Annotated in this window: 21 protein-coding genes and 1 pseudogene; 1 reads left to right on the forward strand and 21 read right to left on the reverse strand. The window is 40.6% G+C overall.

What is annotated here, in order from left to right:
• Positions 1–98 precede the first annotated feature (98 nt).
• The 21 genes from ACWI_RS19095 to ACWI_RS15685 all read right to left on the reverse strand — a co-directional run bounded on the left by ACWI_RS19095 (position 99) and on the right by ACWI_RS15685 (position 17,797).
• Complete coding sequence (locus ACWI_RS19095; RefSeq protein ID WP_175440963.1) at positions 99–500, reverse strand: hypothetical protein; 402 nt, start codon at positions 498–500, stop codon at positions 99–101.
• A complete protein-coding gene (locus ACWI_RS15595; protein ID WP_070372377.1) occupies positions 497–1,771 on the reverse strand; it encodes a hypothetical protein in 1,275 nt (424 codons plus the stop codon). The genes ACWI_RS19095 and ACWI_RS15595 overlap by 4 nt, the downstream gene beginning before the upstream one ends.
• A gap of 1 nt (position 1,772) precedes the next feature.
• Positions 1,773–2,798, reverse strand: a complete 1,026-nt coding sequence (locus ACWI_RS15600) for a hypothetical protein (protein WP_070372378.1) — start codon at positions 2,796–2,798, stop codon at positions 1,773–1,775.
• A gap of 4 nt (positions 2,799–2,802) precedes the next feature.
• Entirely contained in the window at positions 2,803–3,897 is a 1,095-nt protein-coding gene (locus tag ACWI_RS15605) for a siphovirus ReqiPepy6 Gp37-like family protein (protein WP_070372379.1), read from the reverse strand.
• A gap of 1 nt (position 3,898) precedes the next feature.
• The gene (locus tag ACWI_RS15610) at positions 3,899–4,735 is read right to left on the reverse strand and encodes a phage tail family protein (protein WP_242871634.1); all 837 of its coding nucleotides are present in this window, start codon (positions 4,733–4,735) and stop codon (positions 3,899–3,901) included.
• A 53-nt stretch (positions 4,736–4,788) separates the two neighbouring features.
• Positions 4,789–8,280: a phage tail tape measure protein gene (locus tag ACWI_RS15615; RefSeq protein WP_070372381.1), complete on the reverse strand. Its 3,492-nt coding sequence runs from the start codon at positions 8,278–8,280 to the stop codon at positions 4,789–4,791.
• Positions 8,280–8,513: a hypothetical protein gene (locus ACWI_RS15620; protein WP_139142394.1), complete on the reverse strand. Its 234-nt coding sequence runs from the start codon at positions 8,511–8,513 to the stop codon at positions 8,280–8,282. Before ACWI_RS15620 ends, ACWI_RS15615 begins: the two co-directional genes overlap by 1 nt.
• A gap of 110 nt (positions 8,514–8,623) precedes the next feature.
• Entirely contained in the window at positions 8,624–8,983 is a 360-nt protein-coding gene (locus ACWI_RS15625; protein ID WP_070372383.1) for a hypothetical protein, read from the reverse strand.
• Between the two features lie 11 nt (positions 8,984–8,994).
• Entirely contained in the window at positions 8,995–9,606 is a 612-nt protein-coding gene (locus tag ACWI_RS15630) for a major tail protein (protein WP_070372384.1), read from the reverse strand.
• Positions 9,603–9,947 (reverse strand): hypothetical protein, encoded by a 345-nt coding sequence (locus ACWI_RS15635; RefSeq protein WP_070372385.1) that lies wholly within the window; start codon positions 9,945–9,947, stop codon positions 9,603–9,605. The genes ACWI_RS15630 and ACWI_RS15635 overlap by 4 nt, the downstream gene beginning before the upstream one ends.
• On the reverse strand, positions 9,934–10,443 hold the full coding sequence (locus ACWI_RS15640) for a hypothetical protein (protein ID WP_070372386.1): 510 nt from the start codon (positions 10,441–10,443) through the stop codon (positions 9,934–9,936). Before ACWI_RS15640 ends, ACWI_RS15635 begins: the two co-directional genes overlap by 14 nt.
• Positions 10,443–10,766, reverse strand: coding sequence for a phage head closure protein (locus tag ACWI_RS15645; RefSeq protein ID WP_070372387.1), 324 nt, complete (start codon positions 10,764–10,766; stop codon positions 10,443–10,445). Before ACWI_RS15645 ends, ACWI_RS15640 begins: the two co-directional genes overlap by 1 nt.
• A complete protein-coding gene (locus ACWI_RS15650) occupies positions 10,754–11,056 on the reverse strand; it encodes a head-tail connector protein (RefSeq protein WP_242871635.1) in 303 nt (100 codons plus the stop codon). Before ACWI_RS15650 ends, ACWI_RS15645 begins: the two co-directional genes overlap by 13 nt.
• Before the next feature lie 17 nt (positions 11,057–11,073).
• A complete protein-coding gene (locus ACWI_RS15655) occupies positions 11,074–12,204 on the reverse strand; it encodes a phage major capsid protein (protein WP_070372388.1) in 1,131 nt (376 codons plus the stop codon).
• 12 nt (positions 12,205–12,216) lie between these two features.
• The gene (locus ACWI_RS15660) at positions 12,217–12,837 is read right to left on the reverse strand and encodes an HK97 family phage prohead protease (protein ID WP_070372389.1); all 621 of its coding nucleotides are present in this window, start codon (positions 12,835–12,837) and stop codon (positions 12,217–12,219) included.
• A complete protein-coding gene (locus ACWI_RS15665) occupies positions 12,837–14,060 on the reverse strand; it encodes a phage portal protein (protein WP_070372390.1) in 1,224 nt (407 codons plus the stop codon). The genes ACWI_RS15660 and ACWI_RS15665 overlap by 1 nt, the downstream gene beginning before the upstream one ends.
• Positions 14,061–14,062: 2 nt before the next feature.
• Positions 14,063–14,230 carry a hypothetical protein gene (locus tag ACWI_RS19100; RefSeq protein ID WP_175440964.1) on the reverse strand — a complete coding sequence of 56 codons (168 nt, stop codon included), beginning with the start codon at positions 14,228–14,230 and terminating at the stop codon, positions 14,063–14,065.
• Positions 14,227–15,852 (reverse strand): terminase large subunit, encoded by a 1,626-nt coding sequence (locus ACWI_RS15670; RefSeq protein WP_070372391.1) that lies wholly within the window; start codon positions 15,850–15,852, stop codon positions 14,227–14,229. Before ACWI_RS15670 ends, ACWI_RS19100 begins: the two co-directional genes overlap by 4 nt.
• The gene (locus ACWI_RS15675; RefSeq protein ID WP_084633752.1) at positions 15,842–16,225 is read right to left on the reverse strand and encodes a phage terminase small subunit P27 family; all 384 of its coding nucleotides are present in this window, start codon (positions 16,223–16,225) and stop codon (positions 15,842–15,844) included. The genes ACWI_RS15670 and ACWI_RS15675 overlap by 11 nt, the downstream gene beginning before the upstream one ends.
• 72 nt (positions 16,226–16,297) lie before the next feature.
• Positions 16,298–16,726: an HNH endonuclease gene (locus ACWI_RS15680; RefSeq protein ID WP_084633753.1), complete on the reverse strand. Its 429-nt coding sequence runs from the start codon at positions 16,724–16,726 to the stop codon at positions 16,298–16,300.
• Between the two features lie 174 nt (positions 16,727–16,900).
• Positions 16,901–17,797 carry a hypothetical protein gene (locus ACWI_RS15685; RefSeq protein WP_070372392.1) on the reverse strand — a complete coding sequence of 299 codons (897 nt, stop codon included), beginning with the start codon at positions 17,795–17,797 and terminating at the stop codon, positions 16,901–16,903.
• Positions 17,798–18,309: 512 nt separating this feature from the next.
• Here ACWI_RS15685 and ACWI_RS18635 point away from each other — a divergent pair.
• A pseudogene (locus ACWI_RS18635) lies at positions 18,310–18,587 on the forward strand (transposase); the annotation flags it as partial.

An 18,587-nucleotide genomic window follows, 5' to 3' on the forward strand; every position in this document is an offset into this window, starting at 1 on the left:
TTTTCTCATCTTTTTCAACACATTGATTGCTTTGCCGTTCCGTTTCCCTTCCGTCTTCATGAAGTCTATCTGTTTCTTACCGCCGAATTCTCTGAGCTCTAAATCTTTTTCATTTCGCAATTACCTATTGATTCAATGACTTCGGCTAACGCCAGTTGATTGTTTAGTTTATCTGCTTGCTGCTGTTCCACCAGTTCAACCATGGCAAGTTTTGTGTTCAGGAGTTCATTTTCCAGTTGTTTTGCTTTTTCCTCCAATGGGATAAAAGGTACATAGTCTTGATTTTTTACAAACCCTCCATCTTTAGTATATTTGTAATATCCTGGATTCACATATTCTGGTACAACCCCGATATCGAACAACAAAAAACTCCCGTTATCCGGAATAATGCACTCAAACCCATCGGCAGCTCGCACTTTTATTCCATTTTCAACAATATCATGTTTAATCGCCAAATATGCGATCGAATCATTTTTTTTATCTGTTATTACTATCATCATAATCCTCCTGTTAAAGTGAAAACTTTTACCGTCTCACCTGCTCCACCTTTTGTTTTCGAAATGCCTTGTATCCCCTCTGATAATGAGCTTTTTCTCACACTTTCTAAAATATTTAAAATTCTGCTCACAATATAGTAACCTCCATCGCCGTATATATTGAACATTTTTTTTGTCCCTAAAAATACAGGTGGAGGACTTTCCCATACGTTTTGACTGTAAGTGATATAACGAGTTTCTGGAATGATATTTTCTCCAACAAGATTCAGAACCATTACATTGTGATAAAACGGGTTTGTACCACTTGCAAATGTCATAATTGATTTTGTGCTAGACAGATTTGTAATACTGACAAAGTAAAATGCAGAAAAGTTACCTAAAAATCGAAAAGTGGTGTCAATTGTAATCGTATTTCCATTAATACTTACATTGTAAAACTTGATTGAAGCTGGATTTGTATTATCAAGATACAGTGCACATGCGCGTATGTCGGATACGAACCAAACATAAATATTTGATGTGCCTACATAAGGCGTCAATACTACATTTCCAGCACTTATCGTAGTTCCCGATATTGTAAACACAGCAAATCCGATATAATTAGATGCATCGAATCCGACAACGATAGTACCGTCAGCTCTCTGTCTAAAAAATATTGACGCTGAGTAACCATTAAAAAACATTATGTCCGTTCCTCTTGCTGTTATGCTTGTCCCTGAAAATGTCAATATCGTAGCAAAACACTGTGAACCCCAACAATAAGTAAACAATAATGTTGAGCCACTTAAAACAATCATATCCAGCGGCGCAACTCCAATATTATAGGCACTTCCTAAGCTCAATGAAGCTCCGTTAAAACTAACTATTTTTAGCGTTTTAACTGTGTTACTGCTCACAGTGTATGCAATAATAGCAGTGGTATCCGATAATCGTTTAAGTTTTAATTCGGAATCTATTTGTGATCCACTGATATTAACAGGGGTAATAATTTGAGTTATTGTTGTTCCAGCAATATTTAACACTGATGCATAACAAACTCCATCGCTTCCCTTTCGGTAGCAAATTATTACTTCTGTGTCTGTTAATTTAGCTGCCCTAATCTGATAGGCAGAAAAATTACCAAGGGGGTTATTCGCAGTTCCAAGTGATATACTTCTAAGAAATTCAACAAAATCACCTGCTGAAATTGTATTTCCGGCTTGGACAAGGTATTCTTTAATAATACCATTTATTTTCGCCCCACCACTCTGTCCGTTTAATCTTGCTCTACCCATATCATCCACCTACCAATTCTACATTAATAGCTGTTGTCGGGATTTCTTCCAGACAGGTTACCGTCATCGTGTTGGCTGTACAATCAATATATCCGATTGTATTCCATGCCTCTTTTTCCAACCGAGCAGTAGCCAGCGTTGCTGAAAGAATCGGATTGATATCTGGCCGCGAGTCAGTCAAACCCGGTACCGTGATTGCAATTGTATAAGGTGTAGTCCCACTCCATCCATTTGTTGGAATAGTCGAAGTTAATAACCGTTCCTTAAGGTCAAGTCGTGCATCGAGAGCCGCAATATCCGCTGTATGATTTTCAATTGCTGTTTCAGCTGCAGTCATTCGTGCAATCAGATCATTAATCAGATTAAGTAAATTCCCCGCAGTATTTTCATCCAGAATATCCTGTATATTCGCAAACCAAGCATTGAAACTGCTTTGAAAAGCTGAAAGCATCGTTGCAATATCCGTTGTTGCCTGGTTCGTCCTCTCCAAATACCACGCCTGAAATTGATTGAAAATTGTAGTAGTGTCAACCTGATCTATCACTCCATGCACAATCCCACAATAATTATTGTTTAATCTTAAATCAGTAATATTTGCCTGGGAAATACTCACAGCCCCATTTGAAACATAAATATCCGCAACACCCAGCTCCCACATATCTGCATCACGCTGCAGACTTGGAGCCACTGGCGTACTGGCAAATGCCCCCTTTTTCACATACGATTTTATTTCCCGATCTAACACCGTGTACCGCAATACAATCCGGTCAATCCGTTTTAAAACACCGTCCGCCGTTTCAATGGTTAAACTTTTATCACTATCATTTTTGTACCGATATCCATTGATATAGGCATTCCCAGGCTTTAGCGTTACTGTCATGTCGTTATTGGCCAATACCTGGCACTGAGTTGATGGATTGGGATAAATCCCGTTGCTGATGAAATCTGAAAAATACTCGGCAAAAAAACTTGTGAAATACCTTCTGTCGCCATTATACGACGGAAAAAAACCGCTGTATTCTGCCATTTGATCACCCCTTTCTTAATTGTTTTATCTTGTCTATCAATGTCGGTGCTTCATCACCAAACACCACATTAATTTTTTCGTTTCCATCCTCATAGACCTCTTCCACTTCCTCGATCCTGGTATCTAGCTTGACACCCCATTTTTTATTGATGTTTGTCACGATATCCCCCAGATCATAATCCTCTTTGTATTTCCGGTTCGCATTCTTATCAATGGAACTGTCAAAAACACAGATCTTTTTATTCTGGGTGAGAACTTCACTTCCCTTGCCCTGAAGCAGCGCCTGGTATTCTGCATCGGTCAGCGTTACGCTATTCACAACATTGCTCAGGCTCTTCTGATCTGAAAACACTTCGTACCGATCCAGACCGGCTGCGCTGCCAACAGTTGTAAATTTTCTGTCTGTTCCTTCTCCAATTCCACCCACCAGGCAAACATTCCGGTAATTACCGTCGCTTTCGGTAAACTCCTGTTTTTCCACGTTGTTATAATCTTTGCTGAAAATGCACCGGGGATTAACGCTCTGCCCGGCGGTCCGATCCAGTCCTTTATAAGTTTCAAACACCATGGATTTTGTAGATCCGTCGTATCGAACACGAAACCCAATATCTGACAGGTTGCTCAGATTTTCAAGTTCGTCTGTCAAATTTGCATAAGATGTCTGGTAATTGGCTGTTTCGGTATAGTTCATCAGCGCCCCCAGGGATAACCCGGCAATGATTCTGTCGGTATTCGTGGGGCTGATGGTGTTTTTTGTGACCAGCGTCCGCATGGCCACTTCCACCAGACCATTTATGATTTCTATCCCCCAGATGATCCGCCGATTCATGTATCCAGTTAAAAACTGCCCTTTAACAACAAGCAGCTCTTTTCCTTCATTGTCTTCCTGTAAATTGCGGTATGAGATAAAACCGGCTTCTGGATCACCGGGCTTGATGATGACATTACCTCGCTGCAGCTTTTCTATGTTCTGTGTGGTCGCCGGACAATGGATTTCAAACTCTCCGGTTTTCCGGTACCGGCGCACCCACCGGAGCGATGTCCGGTTGTTGATGGTACCCAGTTTATTAAAGCTTCTGTCTGTTACATAAAGATCCATACTACACCCCCAGATATTTATTTTGCTGGTAGATATTTACGACCAGGTTATCCAGGCCGGTTTCTGCATCATACCGAAATAGGTTGTCGCCCTGGTAAAGCTTCAGGAAGGTCATGTCTTCATCGATGTAATTAAATGCGTTCGTTGTCACCCCGTCTAATTCCATTTCGACATCCTCTTCAGCGAAATGCGTATTTACCCGGATGATCTCTCCGGCGACCATGGTTTTATTAATTTTGACATACTCTTGAGTGTTGACGTTCCGGAGCGACGGATTTGTGAGCGTGGCTAAAGCCCGGAATTCAATGATCATACCAGCTTCACCGTCGCCATCGTTGGGACAATTAACAATCAGACTGAGTTCCCGGTGGCCCATGATGATTCCCTCTTCTGGGATCTGCAGACCGTTAAAAAAATCAAATTCAAAGTCGCCAACCCACATGGCAATTTCTTCTTTTGTCTGGTTCATATCCATCCAGTACGGACTATTTGCCACCAAAGAAATAATACATTCACCTCTCCGATCGCTCTTATTGACTATGAACGGAACTTTTGCCGGTACGCACATTATTTCCAAGTCTTTTTCCCCATTATTATGAATAAGTGACCCTTTACCAAACTTTGGATTAAAAACTCTTCTTAATTTTGCTTTGAGTTGTTCAAATTCGCTCTTTTCGCTGCCTCTGATGGACAATTTTAAGGTAATATCACTATCATCAAGCGTATTTCCTAAAAAAGTATTTCCATCCTGTCCGGAGCCTTTATTGGTATAATTCACGACTCCTGTATTCTGCGAAAAATCTTTTAACCAAAAAGGAGCAGCGTTTGTAAAAATCACCTCTTCTCCCAGGCTGTTTCTATATTTCAGTGTTTTCAGTTATCTCAACTCCTTTACCCCATCATCAATCCCAATTCCTGAAGCCCACGTTTGGCATATCGTGCTGATTCAGACGGGCTCAGTTCTTTGGGACTATAATTATTCTGAGTAAACTCAATTTTTGATTGTGGCAAGACAGGCCCACCACTATTTGCATACGGGTTTTCTTTGGCCGGAATAATCGCTTCTCCTTTGTGGATCTTGGCAATCATATCTTCTGGAACATATCTGGAACCAACATCATAACTTGCCCCTGACCATAGCATCATTGGATCAACATATTCACCATTGATTAATAAACCGAAATGCAGATGGGCCCCATAGGATGCCCCCGTGTTTCCCACTGAACCAATGTATTGACCCATTACCACACTTTGCCCTGCTTCAACCCCGATACTATCCAAATGGGAATAAGATGCTGCAATTCCATTACCAAAATCAATGATGACCTGATTTCCATATCCGCCATTATATCCAGCAGATGAAACCATACCATTTTGAATTGCATAAAGCGGTGATCCTTCTCCGACTGTATCATTAAAGTCTAAACCTTCATGATACTGGCTCCCTACTGATCCAGCCCGATCCCCGAAGTCCTCATCCCAGGCAAAATTTTCATTAAAAACACTTGATCCAGTTGGCGAACCCCAAACTTTTCCGTTTAAACCCGCAGCACTAAAGCCTAATCCACCCATGTTTATTCCAAGCTTTGACAGGAAATCCATTGCGGAACTGCCAAGCGTAGCCATAATATTACCGACATTAAGTGCACCATTAGAAAATGCGGTTTTGATCTGATCAACAATATTATTGACAAAAGCCATCAAGTTATCTCCAGATAAGCCATTGATCAAGCCCTGGACCATAAATTGACCGATTTCTTTTAATACTTTTGACGGTGAATTGATTCCGAACCCTTCTTTAAATTTGGTAATAACCTGGTTTACCAGTCCCGTAACCGCATCGTAAACATTACTTGCAGTTTCGGTAATCCCTTCCACCATTTTATTGATCATTCCCATTGCAATCGCTTTGAGTTCATCCGGCAATCCTGAAACCGCACTAGAAATACGCTGCTTTATCTCATCCCATTTTGTTCCGGCATCAGATCTGATTTTTTCCCATTTTAACGCCAGATCTTCCAGGATGTTTTGAGCTTTTCCAATGGTATTCTCATAAATTTCACCAACCTTAGTTCTTAGATTTTCTCTGATATCACTCCACTTCATATCCGCATCAAGTTTCGCTTCTTCCCATTTTTGAGCGACATCCATGGTGGTTGCTTTTACTTTTTCTGTCACATTGGCATATATTTCATTCCACTTGGTGGCTAGATCCTGCTTTATGTCATTCCACTTCTGCTGTGAATCAATCTTTGTTTCCTGCCATTTATCAGCAACGCCCTTGGCCGTTTCAGTTATTTTTCCAATGGTATTGTTATAAATAGCATCACATGATTCTTTTAAAAACGCTGTGACCGCATTCCATGCTTCGGTTGTGGATGTTTGAATATTTGTCCATGTTTCCTGAATTTTAGTAATCAGATTGCCAAATACCAGAAAAAACATGTTCTGCATTCCTGACAGTGCATTCCCCAGAAAATCAACAAAACTTTGGCCCATAGCCTGAGCAAATGTCCAGGCCGATGCCCAATCTCCATTAAACAGGGAAAAGACAGCTCCAACAAAATTACCGATAAAGGCCAGTAAATTTCCTAACCCTTCGATAAATGGCGCAATGGCTACAATCACATTCGCAAAGCCATTGATGAAGTTTTCAAAAAAGCTTTTAACAATCGGAACAATATTATTTCCCAGGAAGTCCCCAATTTGCTGTAGAATCGGTGATAAATCGGCTGAAAATCCCTGGAATGATGCTAAAGCCGGGCCCATTGCTTCACTGATCCTGGCAAAGGCATCCTGTATGGTCGTTTTTACTGATTCAAATGCTGATCCCACGGAATTTCGAAATACTTCTGAATTCTGCCAGGCTCCGGCAATTACAGCGCCAATGGCTGCGATGGCTGCCACCGCAATACCTACCGGTCCGGTTAATGCGGTAAATGCGGCTGACAATCCCCCGGTCGCTCCGGCTGCGCCACTCATTCCACCCATTAAGCCAGATGAACCCAGCAATCCCAGAATATTTGATAAACCTCCTGCCATTCCACCAAACACCATCAGCAATGGTCCAATAGCTGCAGCAATACCACCAATCCCCACAATCGCTTGCTGTGCTTGTGGTGGCAAATCTCCAAATCCCTTTGCCATTTCTGTCAATTTTTGAATGAAAGGTGTTAAGACTGGCAGAATATTCTGACCAAATTCAGCGCCCAGTTCTTTCATTGCCTCCTGAAAGGTTCGCAAACTGTTTGCTGTGCCATCAGACGTTCTTGCAAAATCTCCCTGACTGTTTTTTGTAGCATCCATCACAAATGCATAGCGTAAAGCCACTTTTTCAGCCTGAGACATTTCATCATAGGTTTTGCTGTATCCATTTGCAAGTGCATAGGCTTCGAGTGTTGAATCCTGCATGACAATACCAAGTGTTTTTAATGCTTCACCCTCTCCGGTGAAAACACCCTTTAACGCATCCTGAGCCTGATCAATTCCGATATTTTTAAAGCTGGCCAGATCCCCTGCTAGTCCGGTCAAACTCATTGACATTTTTGATGCTTCACCGGTTGACAATCCCATTGCGGTTCCCATGTCACCAAATAACGCTGCCATATCAAGCGCCGAACCGCTTGCAATACCAAATTGACCCAGTGTCGTTTCTGACCATCCAATAACTTCGGAAGCATTATCCCCAAAGGCCACACTAACCTTATTGAATGACTCATTGTAGTCAGATGCCAGCTTTACCATGGCCGTTCCAGCTGCAACAATTGGTGCAGTAACACCTAAAGAGAGCATCCCGCCGATATCCCGCATCTTGGTTCCTGCAGTATCGAGCTTGTTTGAAAATTCATTTAATTTGAACGAATTGATTTCTTTGGAAACATCCTTAAGGGCTTTTTCCGTTTTGTTCAGCTGCGTTTCATTATCTGAAAGCTTTCTATTTGCAACATTGATTTTACCGATGTTTGAATCAATGGCATTATCATTGTTTTTCTGCTGTTTCTCCAGCTTTGCAAGCTCATCAGCCAGTTTTTTGGCTTCATCACTATTTTTTCCATACTGGGATTTTGCTGCTTCCCATTTTTCGGTTGATTCAGCAATTTTTGTTATCAGCTCTGATTGTCTAGTTTTAAGTTTTTCCTGTTTTTCTGCCAGAGTATCAATATAATTCTTTTGATTCTGAACCGCATCAGAAGCAATTTTCACTTTTTCGGCCAGCAATGACTGCTGATCTTTGAGCCCTTTTAACTTATCATCTGCCAATTCTGCTGCAGAAGCTGAAGCTTTCATTGCTGAATCCAGTGTCTTCATTTCTTCATTCATTTGCCTGGTGGCTTTTTGAAATTCCGAAATATCAGCTCCAACTCTCAGGGTTGCGCTTGCCATTAGTCATCACCTCCGTTTTTAATTTTGAAAATCAATGCTTCATAGATGTCAATGTAATCCCCATTCCATGCCTCAAAAAAAGAGCAGTTTAATTGCTCAACAGCAAAATAAACAACCTGGTAGATCTCATAAATCAGTTCTTCTTTGTGATCAGCCTCTTTAATGAGCCCTTTTTCTTTCAGGGCCTGCTTCATGGGGCTGTATTCTTTTTCGGCACCAATGAATTCTCCCAATTCATCCTGCTTTTCTTTTAAATTTTTCAGACAATAATAAAAGAACCGCTCATTTATAATCACATCAATGGCGGTTCTCTCTTTATAAAATTCTGGTATTCTTTTTTCTTCTATGAATTGTTTGAGATTTTTTGCGCTAAAGCTTCGGCGCTTTTTTGAAAAAAATCCTGATACATTTTGTTGATCCGATCAGCAGCTCCTTTTTCAATGTCAAACTGAACTTCACGGACAAAAGCAATCAGATCGGTGATATCTGCATTTTCATCAATCTCCTCAACCGACAATTCCCCATTGAATAAATTGGAGACCACCATGAATACCTCATCCAGCGCCTCATCGGTATAGTTATTAGCCCCGAAAAGATCCATGTCACCAACTTTACCAAGCATATCTCTAAATCGTTTGTATTTTTTCGGTGACAGCTTTTTCAGGACATACTCTTTATCATTAATAATTAATGTAACATTCATCAGTAATCACCTTAAACCGCAAAGGTTGGTTCCTGAACTGCTGTAAACCAGTCATCCAAGGCGGCCAGTGCATTTGTATCGGTTACGGTTAATGCCTCCTCACTGACCGTTGTACTGATTAGATTCTTGCTTTTCCCATCAATGACTGTTGGTTTACGCCGCTGGTAAAATTTACCTTTGATGGATTTTGTCTTTGTCGGCGTTTTTTCTCCTTTGGTTTCGTATTCGTCACCTTCGGAATTGGAGAATTTTCCACAGTAATACCAGGTCAATTCCATTTTCCCGCCGGTACGTTCTGAAGCAAACCCAAAAGCCACTTCTTTAGACTCATCCTGGGCCGTTTTAATCAGATATCCCTCTTTGTTGATGTGGCCAAACAGTAACGCCTGTTCTGATGGCGAAAGCGCATTGAACTCAAAGTTCATTTCTGTACTGGTATAATCATTGATAACCTCTTCCAGCATGTTATTCGAATACAAATCTTCACTAGCATAATTATCGGTTACTTTCCCTTTAATAGCTCCGGATACAAATACCGGCGTTCCAACCGTATAGGTCGAATCATCGTTTTTCGTCACTTCTGCAACATGAACGTTGTATAAAAATCTTGATCGTGATTTCATAGTTCTTCATTTTCCTCCAAATAATAAAAATTTAATTGTATGTGAAAATATTCAATTTCCTGAATGAATTCATTAACATTTCCCTTCCAGTCAAAGCCGGCGGAAATCAGATTGCTTTTTATTTCGTCTTTATAACGGTGCGCGTCTGTTTCAATCTTCCCCAATATATGGAGCTCCAGATCATGTCCGGTACCTTCCACAGATCCATCTGAATAAAACTCCGGATACTCAGCTACCTCATTAAATACCACATAGGTTACATCCAAATCCTTCAAATATGTGCTCTGATAGACGTTATCCAGGCTTTGAAGCGCTTCATAGACTAAATCACTGATGATCACTGCCAAACACCTCCTCCAGCTTTTTCTGGTATTCAACCAATCCCATTTCACTTATAAAAGAAGCTACTTCTTTACTTGCCTTTCCAAATAAGCCTAATTTCCTTACACTTGGTACCGGGCGCTCATGATTTTTTTCGGCAAAGTGCTGATCCACGCCTTCTTCAAAGAATTTTGCATAAAAGTTTTCGTCATTATTGGCTGGTCGCCAACCAATAAATCCAAATACCTGATCATTGGACGATTTCAAGCCATCCACCGGAATCGCATCAATCGAATGTTGCCCCGGAACAGTTCTGAATCCACCTCTTTTGGGCCCTGACTTTTCCAGATTGTCCGATTTCGGCATTTTCCTGGCAATGATTGACTTCCCATGTTCCTGCCCAGCTTTGATGATCTTCTGATTGATCTGTTTGAGTGATTCTTCTGATGATGCTTCCCACAGTTTTTTCTTTATTTCTTCAAGTCCTTCAAAGGACATATAAATACTGCTTGCCATTATTTCACCGCCTCACATCTGATCTCTATAAATTTTTTGTCGTTCCTGGTGAAGTCAATGTCATAGATCCGGTATTTGCTCTCTTTGAAAATCACATGAAAGCCCTTGAAATTCCAGAGATCTTCCATTTTTTTACAATAGCGAACCTTAAAAATAATGGTATTGGTCAATTTTGCATTGATGCTGTTATAAAGTTCAGCACCTTTTAAGCTGATCGGCTCTGCCCAGCATTCCCGAAATAAAACAGGAGGCGCATCAACCGGTCGCCCGTTGACACGTCCTCCATCCACTTCCTTCATAATTTTAATTTTTACGTTTCCCATTGTGCACTCTCCAAATGTTCAAAGATCGTGGTTACAATGGTTGACTGCCTTGTCTGTTCTGAAACGGTTGTTGATCGTTCATCATACATATCCTTAATGATTTTCTTTTGTACCAGAATCCCGATTTTTTCATAGGCCGGGAAACTTTTATAAGATGATCCTACCGCTTTATCAATGTAAAAATCAGATACATCAATCAGATCACTGATATAATCATCATCGTCATCGTAATCAATCCGGAGGTAATCTTTAACCTCCTGGAGACTTATCTTTCCGCTTGCTAAATCCATTCATTATCCCCTCACGCTTAAGCTGGCTTTGCAAATTCCAGTTTTTTGCAGGCCCGGTCATCCAGTTTGGCCACATCAAAACGTTCCAGCACCCGGATAGCGGTTTGATTATAACCGAACAACGCATGCTCCGAAGAACTGATGGCATAGGCTTTACGGTCAAAAAACTTGACCAATGCCCACATATTGACCACATAGAAAATTAACTCCCCTGGGGTTGTTGGTGCCACATCGGCATCATCCAGCACAATCAATGGTTTTCCGTTGAATACTTCTGTCCCATTCGACAGCGTTTTTACCAGTTCCAGGCTTCTGCCCTCATTATCTTTTACGCCTTTTAAATAGACATATCCGGTCAGATTGGTGATGGTTACAATACCATAACGAAGTGAAGGAAGTACGCCGTTAATGGCACCCTCAATATCTTCGTAGCTTGCTGCAGTGGTAATATCAGTCGCATTGGCTTTAATGACAGCCAGGATTTCATCATTCTCTGTTAATACCGACGCTTCGGCAAACTCCGGGGTAATGACATTTTGAATGAGTCCCACCACTTCATCTTCTGTCAGGCTGTTTTCAACTGGGATAATTTTCCCGTAATCATCCACCGAATAATCAATGCTTTGAGTCGCCTTTGATGCTTCCGGAATCGCTTGACCGGATACCAGTTTTGATAATTTATTTGTACCAATCGTCGCAAATGGCATTTTCCCGGTGTGGTTGGTTACCGGAATGATGTGGCAATATGGTTTTAATGACGGGAATCCTTTTCTCAGGAGCTGCAGCTGATTAACAAACCCTTCCGGTAAAATTGCTTCATTATCGGCCACCGTGACCAGGGCTCTTTCCTCGGGTGTCATGTCCGCCTTAGTCAGAATCTTGGCAATGGCACGATATTCTTTCTGATCCCGGTCTTCCTGTTTTCCCTGGGATAGCAGCACATGTTTTTCCCGGTTCTGCAGCTCTTTTTCCCGTTCATCGGCAACCTTGATTAAATCCTCAATGGTTTCAATTTCATTGGCCAATGCCGAAATCTGGCTGTTAATCCCTCGTAATTCCTCTGCTGTTTCAGCCGTTTCCGCTTTTTTCCCTAATGCCTGACGCATTTCTTTTTTTGCATTCAACATTTTTAGTAATTGATCTTTCATTCTTTCATACTCCTATAAATTCATTAAAATTTCGGTTCTGAACCGCTCCATTTCGATATTTTTCTGATCTGGCTTGTTCTTCTCTTCTTTAAGCGCTTCAAAGCTTCTAACTTTGATTTCACTGCTTTCATATGCCGGGAAGGTACAGGGACTGACTTCAATCAGCTCTGCCCGGGTAATGGTGCGTTTATCAATTTTCTTTCCTTCATAATCCACAACACTCCATTTTTCCTCTTTGGTAAAAAATCCAAAACTCGATCCATCCACATCGCCCCGCATCACAGATTCATAGGCATCGGTTCCCCAGGTATTCCCGGGAAGATCGACATCATAATTGAGCCCCTCGGCATCGTCATTAAATCGAAGGGTTCCGCTTTTGGTTGATCCTAGCGGACTAGACGTATCATGATTCCACAACGCTTTAACAGTCCTCTGCTGGATTGACTCATCAAAAGCGCCCCGGGCAAACTCTTCCAGAAATTCATCACCCCACCAGTCAATAATCCGGGTTGGTTGATTATACCGAAGGGCATAACCACCGATGGTTTTCTGATCTTCACCTTCACCACTCTTTGCCCGAATCTCAATGCCATTGGTGGTTCTCTGTTCCATGGTCTGTTTTTTCTCTGGCATTATTTCACCCCCTTTCCGGCAATATCTTTGCCAAGGTCTTTTAATTTCATCACCCCGGAATTCACCACCAGCTCATCAGCGCCATCTTTTGCCATCATCTGGGTCATGAGCCGTGCTTCATTGGGGGTATAAATACCAGCGGTTACATATTTTGTCAGGATATCGGCCTGGGTTTGCGCCGTTGTCCGGAGCATCACACTGGTATTAAACCGGCATTTCTGCCCGGATGACCGCTGATCTTCTCTTAAAAGCTTCCAGTCTGCTTCCTGCTCAATGGATTCAAATAAAATAAGCAGCGTATCCACTAAAAAAGATAGCTGCTGCTGTTCCAGGCTGTTATTATTGGTATCCTTCAGATCATTGAGCTGAAACATTTTAATTCCAAAACTGGAAGCAATCTGACTGATTGACATCCGTCGGATCTGTTCAAATTGGGCATCGGCCAGGGTTAAATTCATGGTGCTGACATTATACCCGGCCGGTACCGTAAAAATACGCCCGGTGTTTGAATAGAGCCGGTCAAACTTTTCCTGAACGGTTCTGAGAAACTTTTCTTCCTTGTTATCAGATGTCAGCTGCACAATGGCCTTGTTGGTCAAACCGTTTTTATACAGATCATTCAAATATTTCTGGCTTTTACTGGCGGTGTCGATTGTTTTCTGCATCATTTCCCGGTTCGCCCGGCTGTTTATGCCGTTGCTCGAAAATGATTTGAGGTGGATAATATCCTCATACAGACAGTATTGCTCCGTATTGTTCCCGATCTCGGTATAAGTGACCAGCACTTTGTTTTTCATCCGGGATGAAATCAGACCGGCATTATCAATGGTTAAATTCTTAAGCTCAATTGGCCATAGATTGATGATATTTCCCTGCCTGTCTTTTTCGATAAAGGCACATCCATGGCCAAGATGGTGCCGGTTTATTTCCAGCGCCCGCCAAAAGTCGATGGCTGTCATGTACGGATTTGGCCGTAATGACAAAATCTGAAACAGCTTTTCCTTATTTTGCCTGACATTCCCAACTTCTGTCTCTTTGACCAGGTACAATGGCACCTTTGCCACCGATTCACTTAGCAGTTTGATACAGGTAAAATAGGTCGCTTCTTTTAACGCCTCTTCGGTTTGGTAACCATCCGCATCAATACCAAAGGCTTTCAACATTGCCAGCTCCACATCGGAATAGCTGGCTGTTTCTCTTTTTTCAAAGAATTTAGTGATCACATTTAGTCACCCCCTCCCTTCCATACCATGCTGATTCCGTACAGCAATAAAAAAACACCCAGCAGATAACAGCCTGCATAGGCATTGATTACAAACGTTGTTCCTATAAAAATCAAACCGGCCAAAACAATCAGTAATTCGGCAACAATAATCTTTTTAAACTTCCTCACATCCTTTCCAGTTTGTCCAGGGCTCCCAGCATATCATAGTGATTAATCTTATTAGCATCAATGGCCAGGCATAACCCCATCAGCATTCCGACAATCCCATCAATCTTAAACCGGCTTTTCTTTTTGGAATACTTCACGTTCATGGCATCATCAAAAACCGCAACACAGTTTTTGGCCATAAATCGAAAACATTCATTATCGGCAATAATCATCCTCTCATCGATGAGCATGCATTCAAAATCATTAATAATCGGTGTCATGGTCTGCATGCCCTGGCCCATGGGCACGATGTCCCATTTTTCTTCCAGGCGATTTAATATCGTCGGAGAGCCCCAGCGGTCAAAACCGGATTCTTTAAACTCAAAGTCTTTTTCCAGCTCATAAACATAGTCCATCAATAGTTCAAAATTGATATATTTCCCTGGCAACGCAATCAGATCACCCTGCTTGATCCACTTAGAGTATGGGATTTTCTCCTCTTCTTCCCGTTTCATCACCGTATCTTTCGGTGTAAACAAGTGTGGCCAGATAATAAATTTATCCATCAGCTCATCATAGAACACCTGAATAAAGGCGGTCACATCGTATTTTGATGATAAGTCAAGTCCATTCCAGCAGGATAATCCTTTTAAAGAGTCGAATTCTATTTCTTTTGTGCAGTTATCCCAGAGATCCATGTTGATGGCTCCCTTTTCTCCATCAAGGGCCACATGCTGGATTAAAAACATTCTCCGGAACATGTTTTCCTGCAACGGCATCAGTTTGGCTTTTTTTGCCATAACCTCAATATCTTTCCGGCTCCGGAAAACATCAATCCCGGGGTTTGCCTTTTCCCATTGGCGCTGATCCTCAATATCGCACCCTTTGTCGGCTTCATAGATCCGGTAATAAAAGGTTGGATCATTAAGCCCTTCCATCTCTATTTTTTTACATCGAGTGTAGAGCTGCTGTTCCAGATTCTTTTCATCCTCTCCGGAACTGGCCGTGGTGATGGTAATGAGCAGCGGATCATTCCAGGCCCCCTGGCCGGTTCCCAGCTTCCCATACATCATGTCATCCTTGCTTTCATGGATCTCATCCAGACAGGCCACATAATCAGAATAGGAATCGGCCCCGGATGCATCACTGGACAGCACCATCAATTTATTTCTGGTTTTATTCCGGATCACAAGCCGTTTCGATTTCACGAAATGGCAATGCTTCCGGAGGGTTCTGTTAGTCTCAATAAAATAACAGACCGTGTCAAATAATTCTCCGGCCTGCTTTACGTCGTTTGCGGTTAAAATAAAAATTGCCCCCCTGATCTTAGGTTGGCAAAAGAATAAATAAGTAATGATGATGGCAATGATAAATGATTTTCCATTTTTCCTGGCCATATTTATATGGACTTCCCGGTGTTTTCTTCTTCGGCATTCCCGGTCTTTCACACACAGGATCTCGGTAATGATTTCAAATTGAAACCCGATAATTTCAAACCGGGATGATGTTCCTTTATCGTTCTTCAATTTTCCGATAAACCGCCAGATCTTTTCGGCTTCTTCTTCATCGAAAAAATATTCTTCATCATTCCATTTTAATTTGAGATCTTCAATTTTATCGACAATCCATTTTTTAAGTGCCATCGCTGATCATATCTTCAAGTTCAGTATCGAACTCTTCTTCTTTTTCATAGATTTTATTGCGATTCATTCGGGCTCTTGCTGCAGGGGTGAGACCAAGTTCTTTAGCTGCTGCCAATAATCGCTCCTGGGCTTTATTTCCAATTGAAACTTCCGGCCGTTGTTGCACATATCCGTTTGGAGTTTCAAATGTTAAACCTTGATGATCCAGAATTTCCTCACACTTAAGCCATTTCGCATAATTGACACAGTAGGTTTCCAGCGTCTTAAAATCTTTTTCTTCGAGCTCTTTTTCTTCTTCAATAATCAGCTTTATCACCCTGCGCCATTCTTTTTTTGCCTGATCATTCATCCATACCGGTGCAGTTTTCTTCACTCAGACCCCCCCTTACCCTAAAATTTTACATTTTCGTTCCTCCCATTTTAGACATCGCGACCGTCAAAGGGGTTAAAAAGTTTTTTGTACCCCCACCCTGAAGTCCATGAAAAATTGAATTTTCATTTCAAATAAAATATCCTGCATTTGTTTTTTATTGCCCTTTCTATACTCATTGTGAACATATTGATGGCTTTTTTCTGTCAGAGGAATAAGATTGTTTGTATCATACCTTTTAGACCATTCTTCTTTAATTGGCATGATATGGTGAACCGTAGCAGCTTCAACGATCAAACCGGTTGTATAATATTCAAAGATATCAATGCCAAAGTAATAGGACATGGAACCATCCCTGGCATTCAACCATGCTTGCCCTCGATAGAAGTCCTGCTCTTTATGATCAGACCTGTTCCGTTTGTACTCACGGTCTCGTGAAGCTTTGTGATCTCGGGTCTGCTTCTGATGTCTGTCACAGTACTTCACATCTTCATCCAGCAGCACCCGGCATCCTGTATAACTGCAGTATTTCTTTATAGGCATATCATTGACCATATACTTATTAAATTTTTTAAATAAGATCACATTTTAATTATTAGTACTTAATTTTAATTCAATCTATCCATAATAGGTGTTTATTATTTTAATTAATAAAAAAGACACCCTAAGATGCCATTATCAAAGTAAATACTTTCCTAATATTTCGTAATCATTAGTCTCCATCTCATCCAATATACTTATGACGACTTGATTTAAATGTTGATGGGACATTGCTGCAGGATATTTTACCGTTATAATATTTCTTTTTACATTTACCCCAACATTCGTCTTAACTGGGCAAATATCTTTTATTCTGTTTTGAAAATAATCAATATCAAAATTGCGAATATCATTAAATCTTATAGTTAAAAATTCGGACATACTTGAGTTCTTTAAATTAGCTTCATATCTATCATCGTTGTTTTTTGCTAAGCTATCAATTTTCCTATTAAGAAATTGAACAGAATTCGCTAATTCCTCAAAAACCTTTATATATTCAACTTCTTCTTTAGGTATATCCTTAATAACTCTTTCTGCAATATTATCAATAATTGGATTACTGATAACGGGGTTTTCAAAATTAATTGCATCAATCGAGTTCTTAAGTTTTTCTTTTAAAACATTTGCACCTAACATATCGTCCCTATAATCAATAGTATTGTAAGAGTTTATATCAAAAGGAAGATTTTCTACCTCACTCGATATATGAATTATTGGTTTTGCAACTGAGTGTCTCAACGCCACTTCATACATTACATTAGGATTCTGTTGAGTCAAATTTGCAATAACAAGATCAGCTTCATATATACTTCTTACAATTGTTTTTACAAGTGAACCAGAAATACAATTTTCGTAGATCGGAACTGGTTTCTCAAAACCACATGATTCTAAAACAGGTATTATAACTTCTTCAATAACACCTTTCGCATGTCTTCTTATTTCCGAATCATTTCCTCCTACTGGCGTAATAATGAAACAAGTCTTCTTTTTTTTCTCATTTTCACACGGTTTTTCAATTTCATTTATTGCTGCCATATTACTCACTCTCCATTTTAAATTTTATTCATTATACATTTAAATTTAGTCAATTGCAATAAATGAAATTAATATAACCAGATTACACTTATTTTTGATATTTTACTTTGAATGTTTTATTTTCTTAGTGAATCACACATTCGCTTTTTCAATTCTCTACTTACTATAATAAGCAATAATAAATCTCCCAATGTTTATGCAATCATTTATTAAACATTCGAATCTAAAAAAATAAAAAAAGCTTATCCCTTATTCACTTTGACGAAATCATTGAGGGCTTTTGAATAACGATGATACAGGTCACGATCCAACCCGAGATAGAGTTTCGTTTCCTCAATCGAACTATGTCCAAGCAACTCTTTAACGGCCAGGATATCATTCCCATTGTCTTGTTAATTGTCAAATTATAAGTGTCAAAACAGTCTTGATTTAATCAAATTATTTCGGCTAAACCGAGCTTTTCAACTATGGTATAATGATTAATCATTAAGCACTTTAAGGAAGCACAAACCATGGTTCATCTGGAACACTTTTCTGACCACCCACTGGATTATATCACCGAATTCTACACCGCTAAAAAAGTTCGCATCGATAGCTGTCCTCATTGTTATTCGCGCAGGCGGCTCCATCTTCATGGTGTCTATCACCGGCATGTGATCTGGTATGAGGATGTCTTCTCCATTCCGGTACAACGCCATTACTGTATTCATTGCGGTAAGACCGTGAGTATCCTGCCTTCTTTCTGCCACTCCGGGTTTCAGCTGGCCCTTCCATTTCTACTGGAACTGCT

This window comes from Acetobacterium wieringae, from assembly GCF_001766835.1.
Taxonomy (GTDB): Bacteria; Bacillota; Clostridia; order Eubacteriales; family Eubacteriaceae; genus Acetobacterium; species Acetobacterium wieringae.